Annotated in this window: 10 protein-coding genes; 6 read left to right on the top strand and 4 right to left on the bottom strand. The window is 60.2% G+C overall.

The features are described 5' to 3' along the window. Positions 1-57 precede the first annotated feature (57 nt). The 3 genes from cyoD (at position 58) to ACIOUG_RS21270 (ending at position 2,111) form a co-directional block, all read left to right on the top strand. A complete protein-coding gene (gene cyoD / locus ACIOUG_RS21280; RefSeq protein WP_003227981.1) occupies positions 58-393 on the top strand; it encodes a cytochrome o ubiquinol oxidase subunit IV in 336 nt (111 codons plus the stop codon). Between the two features lie 10 nt (positions 394-403). Then, a complete protein-coding gene (gene cyoE / locus ACIOUG_RS21275; RefSeq protein ID WP_401068435.1) occupies positions 404-1,291 on the top strand; it encodes a heme o synthase in 888 nt (295 codons plus the stop codon). A 328-nt stretch (positions 1,292-1,619) separates the two neighbouring features. After that, complete coding sequence (locus ACIOUG_RS21270; RefSeq protein WP_401068433.1) at positions 1,620-2,111, top strand: RidA family protein; 492 nt, start codon at positions 1,620-1,622, stop codon at positions 2,109-2,111. Between the two features lie 65 nt (positions 2,112-2,176). Here the strand turns inward: ACIOUG_RS21270 and ACIOUG_RS21265 are convergent, their stop codons facing one another. The 3 genes from ACIOUG_RS21265 to ACIOUG_RS21255 all read right to left on the bottom strand — a co-directional run bounded on the left by ACIOUG_RS21265 (position 2,177) and on the right by ACIOUG_RS21255 (position 5,225). Continuing rightward, positions 2,177-2,878: a hypothetical protein gene (locus tag ACIOUG_RS21265; protein WP_401068431.1), complete on the bottom strand. Its 702-nt coding sequence runs from the start codon at positions 2,876-2,878 to the stop codon at positions 2,177-2,179. A 119-nt stretch (positions 2,879-2,997) separates the two neighbouring features. Beyond that, the gene (locus ACIOUG_RS21260; protein ID WP_401068429.1) at positions 2,998-4,518 is read right to left on the bottom strand and encodes an ATP-binding protein; all 1,521 of its coding nucleotides are present in this window, start codon (positions 4,516-4,518) and stop codon (positions 2,998-3,000) included. Further along, complete coding sequence (locus ACIOUG_RS21255) at positions 4,515-5,225, bottom strand: response regulator transcription factor (protein WP_401068427.1); 711 nt, start codon at positions 5,223-5,225, stop codon at positions 4,515-4,517. The genes ACIOUG_RS21260 and ACIOUG_RS21255 overlap by 4 nt, the downstream gene beginning before the upstream one ends. Positions 5,226-5,376: 151 nt before the next feature. On the opposite strand from ACIOUG_RS21255, the gene msrB reads away from it, so the two are divergent. Genes msrB through msrA form a run of 3 tightly spaced genes read left to right on the top strand, consistent with a single transcriptional unit; the run spans position 5,377 to position 8,467 of the window. Beyond that, positions 5,377-5,895 (top strand): peptide-methionine (R)-S-oxide reductase MsrB, encoded by a 519-nt coding sequence (gene msrB / locus ACIOUG_RS21250; protein ID WP_401068425.1) that lies wholly within the window; start codon positions 5,377-5,379, stop codon positions 5,893-5,895. Between the two features lie 43 nt (positions 5,896-5,938). Continuing rightward, the gene (locus ACIOUG_RS21245) at positions 5,939-7,747 is read left to right on the top strand and encodes a cytochrome c biogenesis protein DipZ (RefSeq protein WP_401068424.1); all 1,809 of its coding nucleotides are present in this window, start codon (positions 5,939-5,941) and stop codon (positions 7,745-7,747) included. Between the two features lie 15 nt (positions 7,748-7,762). Further along, on the top strand, positions 7,763-8,467 hold the full coding sequence (gene msrA, locus ACIOUG_RS21240; RefSeq protein ID WP_401068423.1) for a peptide-methionine (S)-S-oxide reductase MsrA: 705 nt from the start codon (positions 7,763-7,765) through the stop codon (positions 8,465-8,467). 1 nt (position 8,468) lies between these two features. Here the strand turns inward: msrA and ACIOUG_RS21235 are convergent, their stop codons facing one another. Further along, positions 8,469-8,984 carry a hypothetical protein gene (locus ACIOUG_RS21235; RefSeq protein ID WP_401068421.1) on the bottom strand — a complete coding sequence of 172 codons (516 nt, stop codon included), beginning with the start codon at positions 8,982-8,984 and terminating at the stop codon, positions 8,469-8,471. Positions 8,985-9,003: the final 19 nt, after the last annotated feature.

Genomic DNA, 9,003 nt, shown 5'->3' with positions numbered 1-9,003 from the left:
CCTGGACGTGGTGTGGATCTGCGTATTCACCGTTGTTTACCTGATGGGGACTCTGTAATGGCTAATGCACACTCCCATGACAGCCATGATGCTGGCCACGGCAGCGTAAAGTCGTACGCCATTGGCTTCATCCTGTCGGTGATCCTGACCGCCATCCCGTTCGGCCTGGTGATGTTTCCGACCTTGCCGAAGTCCACGACGCTGGCAATCGTCCTGCTGTTCGCGGTAATCCAGGTGATCGTTCACCTGTACTACTTCCTGCACCTGGACCGTTCGATTGCACAACGTAACAACGTGATCGCGTTTGTCTTTACGGCCATCGTGATCCTGCTGCTGGTTGGCCTGTCGCTGTGGATCATGTTCAGCATCCACACGTACATGATGGCGAAGTGAGGTAGACCCGATGTCGCTCAAGCACTTTATCCAAATCACCAAACCGGGGATCATTTTCGGTAACGTGCTTTCTGTGGCAGGCGGGTTCTTCCTGGCCTCGAAAGGGCATGTAGATCTGGCGGTGTTCCTGGCCGCCATGATCGTCACTTCCCTGGTTGTGGCCTCCGGTTGCGTGTTCAACAACTGCATCGACCGCGACATCGACCTGAAGATGGAACGCACCAAGAACCGGGTGCTGGTGCAGGGCTTGATCTCCCTGAAACTGGCTCTGGTCTACGCGACCATCCTGGGTGTTCTCGGCGTTGCCTTGTTGTACAAGGTGGCCAACCCGTTGGCCGCCCTGTTCGCGGTAATCGGCTTCATCATCTACGTCGGCTTCTACAGCCTGTACCTCAAGCGCAAGTCGGTTCACGGCACGCTGGTGGGCAGTCTGTCGGGCGCCATGCCGCCAGTGATCGGTTACGTTGCCGTAACCAACAGCTTCGACATGGCCGCACTGACCCTGCTGGTGATGTTCAGCCTGTGGCAGATGCCGCATTCCTACGCCATCGCGATCTTCCGTTTCAACGACTACCTGGCCGCATCGATTCCGGTGCTGCCCGTCAAGCGCGGAATCGAAGTGGCCAAGAAGCACATCCTGCTCTACATCCTGGCGTTCCTCGTGGCGACCTTGATGCTGACCTTCAGCGGCTACGCCGGCATGAGCTACCTCGCCGTCGCCGCGGCCATGGGCATGTACTGGTTGTACATGGCCTGGACCGGCTACAAGGCGGTGGATGACACGGTCTGGGCACGCAAGCTGTTCGTGTTCTCGATCTTCACCATCACCGCCCTGAGCGTCATGATGTCCCTGGACTTCAAGGTGCCGGCCGAGTTGCTGCTGACGTACGCGCCGTAAGGCTGGATGGTTTCAAGAAAAACCCCGCACATTGAGAGATGTGCGGGGTTTTTTGTTGGCTGGCTTTCGGTGAGGCGTCGGCAATCGCGAGCAGAGGCCACTTCGACGCGATACCTTTGTAGGAGCTGCGGCACGCTGCGATCCTTTGATCCTGATCTTTAAAAATACAATCAAAATCAAAAGATCGCAGCGTGCCGCAGCTCCGACAGGGTTTAGTTGCGATATCGGCGTAAACCCCCTAGATTTGGATCCAACCATAACGGTGATAGCGCCATGCCACTTCGCAGGGACACTGTTATTCATGCATCAATCGAGAGGCTGGGCGAAAATGACTGAGAGGATGACCTGCGACGAACGCTTCATTGCCCTGGCACACGAGCTGAACTACGACATCTATGGCGAGAACACCGCCGGCGGCAATTACGCGCCGCTGATCCGCCATCGCGATGAGCTGTACATCAGTGGCATGGTCCCGCGTACCCACGGCAAGATTCAGTATCCCGGTCGCGTGGGGTTGGAGTTGACCCTCAAGGATGCGCAGGCCGCCGCGAGCATCAGTGCCATGCGCTGCCTGGCGCTGATCGTCGATGCGGTCGGTTCACTGGACAAGATCCGGGCGTTGTTGCGGGTCACGGTGTACGTGAAGTCGACCCCGGACTTCGTGGACCTGAGCGAAGTGGCCAACGGTGCATCGGACGTTTTCAGTCACGTGCTCGGCGATGCCGGGCGACATACGCGCACTACCGTCGGCGTGTATCAGTTGCCGAAAAACGCAGCGATTGAAGTCGACATGATCGTGGCGCTGCACCCGGAAGTCTGATCCCGCGCGCCCAACAAAAAGCCCCGCCTGAATCTCAGAGCGGGGCTTTTTTGTTAGCGCCGGGATTACTGCGCGGCGATGCTGTAGCCATCGAACGCGGTCTGCTGTTGCAGTGCGGTGATGATGTTCTTGCGATTGATTGCGTGCTCGGTGCCAGCGTTGTCGACGAAGGTCTCGCCCTCCAGCTCGGCTTCTTCGCCTTCACCGACGAAGGTGAAACCGAGGAACTCGAGCGCTGCACGGTCAATGTTCAGACGCGAACGCGGCGTGCGCATTGGCAGGGTCACGCTGCTCCCGTCTTTACTGATGGTGAAGATTTCGACTTCTTTCTTCTTGGCTGCCTTGCTCTTGCCGCCGCTCGGGTTGCTGATCGCCTGATGGGTCTGGTTCAGCACTTTGAGCGCGAGACCATAGACGATTTCCTGGAACGCCGGATCGTCCTTGAAACAGGACAGGATGCGGCCGATCGAGAACTTGCTGCTCAGGTCTTCGAGGGCGGCGATGTCGGCGGCTTCGGCGTCTTTCAGAGCCTTGAGCTGGCCCATCAGCTCATAGGCCTTGTCGTCATCGAAGCTGTCGTGCGCCTGACGGATCGCGGCGCGCAGCTCGCGGATCTGGTCGCTTTCGCGGGTCGACTGGAAAGCATCCAGGACCATTTCGCTGATGATTTTGGCTTGTGGAAGGTGTTGTGAAAGATTGATGGAGTTTTCGTATTCCGCTTTGGACGATTCGGTGACTACGGATTCAGCGGTGTTGAAATCGGACATTGAAATTTCACTACTTTTTTAACTTGGGTTGAGACGAGAAAGCACGGGGTCTTTTTCAGGCCGGTTAATTTAGGGGAGCGGGCCGGCGTTGTCACGGAACAACAGTCCGGCGGTGCGGATTATTTGTCCGGCGTGTTCAGGTTCATCGAGCGCACCATCCATTGTTCAGCGGTTTGCTGATCGGTCGGCAGCGAGAAGCGAAAAGTCGCCCCGCGCCCCGCAACGTCGATCAACCGAATGTCACGCCCGTGCAGTTGCAGGATGCGGTGGACGATGCGCAGCCCCAGTCCACCGTCACGCCGCGCTCCGCCAATGTTGAACGGACGCAGGAACAGACCTTCGCGCAACTCGGGTGCGATGCCGGGGCCGGTGTCGCTGACCGTCACTTCCACCAGCGCGCCCTGGGGCTTCAAATCCAGCTCGATCTCCCCGCCCGGCGGCGTGTGGCGCAAGGCGTTGTCCACCAGGTTGGTCAGCACTCGTTCGATCAACCCGAGGTCGGCGCACACCGTCGGCAGGTTCGGCCCGAAGCTGGCCTTGAGTTCAACGTGGCGGGCTTCGGCGGCCAGTTCGAATTTCTGGAAGATGTCCTGCAGCAGGTCGATCAGCGAGAAGCGCTCCAGTACCGGTTGCACGAATCCGTGTTCCAGACGCACCAGTTCCAGCAGCGATTGCGCCAACCCGCCGACCTTGCGGCTTTGATCCAGCGCGATGCCCAGATAGCGCCGGCGTTCTTCGACAGAGAGCGTGGCGTCCTTGAGTGACAGGGTTTCCAGATAGCCGTGCAGCGAAGCCAGCGGCGTACGCAGGTCGTGGGAGATGTTCGCCACCAGCTCACGGCGCTCCTGATCCTGGCGGGTCAACGAGCGCCACTGTTCACCAAGTCGGTTCTGCATTTGTCGGAACGCGGTATCGAGTACGGCGATTTCATCCGGGTCAGCGCTTTTATCCACAGCGGTCGACGGGGCCGGCAGCGGTTGTGGCGCGCCATCAATGTCGAAGCGGCTGACGGTTTCGGTCAACCGGCGCAACGGTCGAGTAATCAGGTTGAACGCCGTGAGACCAGCGATCAGGCACAACAGCGCCACCAGCCCGATCGACAGCAATGCAGTATTGAGCGCGGCACTGGTCGCGCCACGTTCGGCGAAGCGATCGTGTTCTTCGCTGAGCAACACCACATAGAGATAACCGGCAGGCTTGCCATTGACCCGTAACGGCGCGGCACTGAAGACCTTGCGCCCGTCGACGCTGCGCGGGTCATCGCCGAGGATCGGCAGCGGCTGATCATTGAGCAGCCGGCGGATCGGCGCCAGATCGACCGTCTCCCGGCGCAGATGTCCTTCCGGCGCCGCATTGCCGACAATCCGCCCCTCGGGGTCGAGCAGGTACACCTCGACACTCGGGTTGACCAGCATCAGCTTGCTGAACAGTTCGCGCACGGCACCGGGCATCAGGCCATTGCTGTCCATCAGCACCGTGTCATGGGCGATGTGCTGCGCCAGATCCCGAGACAAGCCTTGCACCACTTCCAGCTCATGCATCTGGCTGGAGCGCACCTGCAGCCATGCCGAGGTGCCGCAACACACCAACAGCAACACGGCGAATACGACGGACAGGCGCTGCGACAGGGTCAGTTTCATGGTTGTTCCGTGCCGAATTTATAGCCACGGCCCCACACGGTAAGGATGCGTGCCGGTTGCGCCGGATCGCTTTCGATTTTCGCCCGCAGGCGGTTGATGTGGGTGTTGACCGTGTGCTCGTAACCTTCGTGGCTGTAGCCCCATACGGCGTTGAGCAGGTCCATGCGCGAGAACACCTTGCCCGGTTGTCGGGCGAAGAAATACAGCAAGTCGAACTCACGCGGTGTGAGGTCCAGGCGCGCGCCGTTGAGGGTGACGTCGCGGGTGATCGGGTCGATGTTCAAGCCGTCGAGACTGAGGCTGCCGGCGTCCATCTTCAGGTTGCGTGCCATGGCGTCGACCCGGCGCAACAAGGCTTTGACCCGCGCCACCAGTTCCAGCATCGAAAACGGTTTGGCGAGGTAATCGTCGGCACCCAGTTCCAGACCGAGGATCCGGTGCAATTCGCTGGAACGTGCGCTGGTGATGATGATCGGCGTATAGCGCGCCATCGCCCGGGCGCGGCGGCAGATTTCCAGGCCGTCGACCCCCGGCAACATCAGGTCGAGGATCAGCGCATCCCATTGTCCCTGTTGCAACAGGCGCATGCCTTCGTCGCCGTCGGCGCAGTGCACGACGTCGTAATGTTCATCGCGTAAATGCAGGCAAATCAAATCGGCGATGTGTTGGTCATCCTCGACCACGAGGATGCGTCTGGTCGGTTCCATCAAGCTCAATCCTTCGGCGCAGTGAGCGCATTGTGCGGGTTTTCCTCAGGGCGAGTTATCACGAATTCGTTAACTTCCCGTGAGGATTTGGCGATCAACCCAAGCCTAGGCTGTGTTCCATGACAGGCACCTGGAATTTTTGGAGACGGCCATGTTTTCACGGCGACAGATTCTCGTAGCGAGCGGCGGGCTGGGGCTTGCAGCCCTGGTGGCGGGTGTATTGCCAAAATTTTCCTCGGGCACCGCACTGATCGAGCAAGCCCATGCCGATGAGGTTTTCGAGGTCAGCCACAGCGACAGTGAATGGCACTCGCTGCTCTCGGATGAGCAGTACGCCATCCTGCGCGAAGAAGGCACCGAGCGGGCCTACACCAGCCCGCTCAACAACGAACATCGCAACGGCACATTCGCCTGCGCGGGCTGTGAGCTGGCGCTGTTTTCATCGGCGACCAAGTTCGACAGCCGCACTGGCTGGCCGAGTTTCTGGGCACCGCTGGAACACGCGGTGGCCACGCGTCAGGACCGCTCCTTCGGCATGTCGCGCAATGAAGTGCACTGTCGGCGCTGCGGCGGGCACCTGGGGCATGTCTTCGATGACGGTCCGAAACCCACCGGCCTGCGTTATTGCATGAATGGCCTGGCGATGACCTTCAAACCCGTGGCGGCATGAGCCATGGCCATTTTTCGATCTTCACTTTCTACAGGACGACACCATGTGGCTCTTGGTTCTCGCTTATCTGGGCGGTGTGCTGACAATCGTCAGTCCGTGCATCCTGCCTGTTCTGCCTTTTGTCTTCGCTCGCACCGGGCAGCCGTTTATCAAGAGTGGCTTGCCGCTATTGGCCGGGATGGCGCTGACTTTCGCCCTCGTCGCCACGCTGGCAGCGGTGGGCGGCGGTTGGGTGGTGCAAGTCAATCAGTACGGGCGCTGGCTCGCGTTGCTGTTCGTTGCACTGTTCGGGATGACGCTGCTGCTGCCGCGCCTCGCCGAGCGCCTGACGCGGCCGCTGGTGTCGGCCGGCAGTCGGCTGTCCGAAGCCGCCGGCCAGGACAATCGTCCGCGTCCCGGCGCCTCGTTTCTGATCGGCGTCGCCACGGGGCTGCTTTGGGCGCCATGCGCCGGCCCCATCCTCGGCTTGATTCTGACCGGAGCCGCGTTGCAAGGGGCAAGCATCGCCACCACGCTGTTGTTGCTCGCCTACGCGGCGGGCGCCGCGACTTCACTGGCGGCGGCGTTGCTGCTGGGCGGTAAGGTCTTTACGTTGATGAAGCGCTCGATCGGCACCGGTGAATGGATCCGGCGCGGGTTGGGGGCGGCGATGCTCGCCGGTGTCGCAGCGATTGCGCTGGGCCTCGACACCGGACTGCTGGCGCGGTTGTCGACGGCGTCCACGGGTGGGATTGAACAGGCACTGGTGGGCCAATTCTCCGGTAAATCTCCCGCTGGCAACGGGGCGATGATGGCGCAGATTCCTGCTGCGGATGACGCAGCGAACGGCAGCATGAAAGCCACAGGCGCGGCGATGAAAATTGCTGACAAGGCACCCGGAACATTACCGGTCGAAGGCCAGTTGCCGCCGCTCAATGGCGCCGTGCAATGGCTCAACTCGCCACCACTCGATGCCCAGGCACTCAAGGGTAAAGTGGTGTTGGTGGATTTCTGGACCTACTCCTGCATCAACTGCCTGCGCACGTTGCCATACGTCAAAGCCTGGGCGGAAAAGTACCGCGATCAAGGCCTGGTGGTGATCGGTGTGCACGCCCCGGAGTTCGCCTTCGAGCGCGATGTCGGCAACGTCAGCAAAGCCATGAAGGAGTTGGGTATCAACTATCCGGTGGCCATCGACAACGACTACAAGATCTGGCGCGCCTTCAACAACGAATACTGGCCGGCGCATTATTTCGCCGACGCCCAGGGGCGGATTCGTTACCACCATTTTGGCGAAGGGGACTACGCCGAGTCGGAGCGGGTCATTCAGCAGTTGCTGCGTGAGGCCGGGGCGGAAACCGTCGCCGATGGCCTGATCAATGCCGATGCCCGAGGCGTGCAACAGGCGCCGGACATGAATCAGGTGCTGTCACCGGAAACCTATGTCGGCTACCAGCGTGCGGAACATTTCGTAGCGGAAACCGCCCTGGTGCCTGACAAGGTCGCGACCTACAACCCGCCCGCCAACCTGACCCTGAATGACTGGAGCCTCGGCGGCCAATGGGCCGTCGGTGCCGAACGCGCCACCGCCAACGCACCGGCCAGTCGCATCGTCTACCGCTTCCACGCCCGCGACTTGCATCTGGTCCTGGGCCCGAACGCGGATGGCAAACCGGTGCGCTTCAAAGTGTCGATTGACGGTCAGGCACCGGGCGATGCCCACGGTGTGGATGTCGCCCCGGACGGCAGCGGCCGCGTGACCGAACAGCGCCTGTATCAACTGGTGCGGCAAACCGACGAGGTGAAGGATCGCACCTTCACCATCGAATTTCTTGACCCGGGCGTATCGGCTTACGCCTTCACCTTCGGCTGATCGGGAGTGCGCAACATGAAAACTCAAAACAACTGGCGACGTGTGTTGCTCGGTGTCGCCATGGCCGGCGTGGTCGGTCAGTGTTCGGCGTTCTCTTTCGGCGCCGATGACGCGGTGGCCATCCCGCCGCCAGCCCTCGACGAAACCACTCAGGCGCACAGCGAAACCGCGGTGTTCGCTGGTGGTTGTTTCTGGGGCGTGCAAGGGGATTTCCAGCACGTCAAAGGTGTGCAGAAAGCTGTTTCCGGTTATGCCGGCGGTGCGGCGAACACGGCGGAATATGAGCGGGTCAGCGAAGGTGATACCGGTCATGCCGAGTCCGTGCAAGTCACCTTTGACCCGACGCAAGTCAGCTACGGCAGCCTGCTGCAAATCTACTTCTCGGTAGCCCACAACCCGACCGAACTCAACCGGCAGGGGCCGGACAGCGGCACGCAATATCGCTCGGCGCTGTTCCCGGTCAATGCCGATCAACAACGGGTAGCCCAGGCCTACATCGCCCAGCTCGACGCAGCGCATGCCTACAGCAAACCGATCGTCACCAAACTGGAAACCTACAACGGCTTCTACCCGGCGGAGGACTATCACCAGGACTTCCTGACCGAGCACCCGAGCTATCCGTACATCGTGATCAACGACATGCCCAAGGTGGCGCAGTTGAAGCAGTTGTTTGCGCAGCGTTATCAGGAGAAGCCGGTGTTGGTGAAAAGCGGTTCCTGAATTACTGCGAGGTTATTTGCCGGCGCTGTGACTGAAGCGTGCGCAGCAAACGGTAGTACTTCAGCGAACGAGTGCCGATCAACCCGCAGACGAAACCTGAAATCGCGGCTTTCAACAGCAGTGCATCCGGAGCAGAGGCTTGCTCCGGATGCACGTCATCCTGATAACCGAAGTAGTAATTCACGGCGAAAAACAGCAGGTATAGCATCAGCACTTTCCAAGTGCCCGGCAGGGTCAGTCCGGTTAGTGATTCATCAAGCGTGACGCCCTGAGCTGAAAACATCAGCCGTGCCGCAGCGCCTCCCAGCAACAGGGCGCCGATCCAGCAACTGAGGGACAGGGCTGGATGGAGTGTCAGATTCATTGAATAGAGTGACCAGGCAATCAGCACTGGCGGTGTAAGTAGCATCGCCAAACGGCTTTTGTGATTGGGTGCGCGTGCCTTGATCCCGAGATAAACCAGTACCAGGAAAACCGCATAAACCCACAGTGGGGTGTTTTGCAGAGTGATGAACATCGCGTAGCGTCCGTGCAGA

The sequence above is a fragment of the Pseudomonas sp. NPDC087803 genome (genome assembly GCF_044742995.1).
GTDB lineage: Bacteria > Pseudomonadota > Gammaproteobacteria > Pseudomonadales > Pseudomonadaceae > Aquipseudomonas.
This window is presented reverse-complemented; position numbering and strand designations above follow the sequence as displayed.

Bases quoted from the DNA above. Each gene is read 5' to 3' on its own strand.
- cyoE (WP_401068435.1), top strand. From the start codon at position 404: ATGTCGCTCAAGCACTTTATCCAAATCACCAAACCGGGGATCATTTTC.
- msrB (WP_401068425.1), top strand. From the start codon at position 5,377: ATGTTTTCACGGCGACAGATTCTCGTAGCGAGCGGCGGGCTGGGGCTT.
- msrA (WP_401068423.1), top strand. From the start codon at position 7,763: ATGAAAACTCAAAACAACTGGCGACGTGTGTTGCTCGGTGTCGCCATG.
- ACIOUG_RS21235 (WP_401068421.1), bottom strand. From the start codon at position 8,984: ATGTTCATCACTCTGCAAAACACCCCACTGTGGGTTTATGCGGTTTTC.
- ACIOUG_RS21245 (WP_401068424.1), top strand. From the start codon at position 5,939: ATGTGGCTCTTGGTTCTCGCTTATCTGGGCGGTGTGCTGACAATCGTC.
- ACIOUG_RS21265 (WP_401068431.1), bottom strand. From the start codon at position 2,878: ATGTCCGATTTCAACACCGCTGAATCCGTAGTCACCGAATCGTCCAAA.
- ACIOUG_RS21270 (WP_401068433.1), top strand. From the start codon at position 1,620: ATGACTGAGAGGATGACCTGCGACGAACGCTTCATTGCCCTGGCACAC.
- cyoD (WP_003227981.1), top strand. From the start codon at position 58: ATGGCTAATGCACACTCCCATGACAGCCATGATGCTGGCCACGGCAGC.
- ACIOUG_RS21260 (WP_401068429.1), bottom strand. From the start codon at position 4,518: ATGAAACTGACCCTGTCGCAGCGCCTGTCCGTCGTATTCGCCGTGTTG.
- ACIOUG_RS21255 (WP_401068427.1), bottom strand. From the start codon at position 5,225: ATGGAACCGACCAGACGCATCCTCGTGGTCGAGGATGACCAACACATC.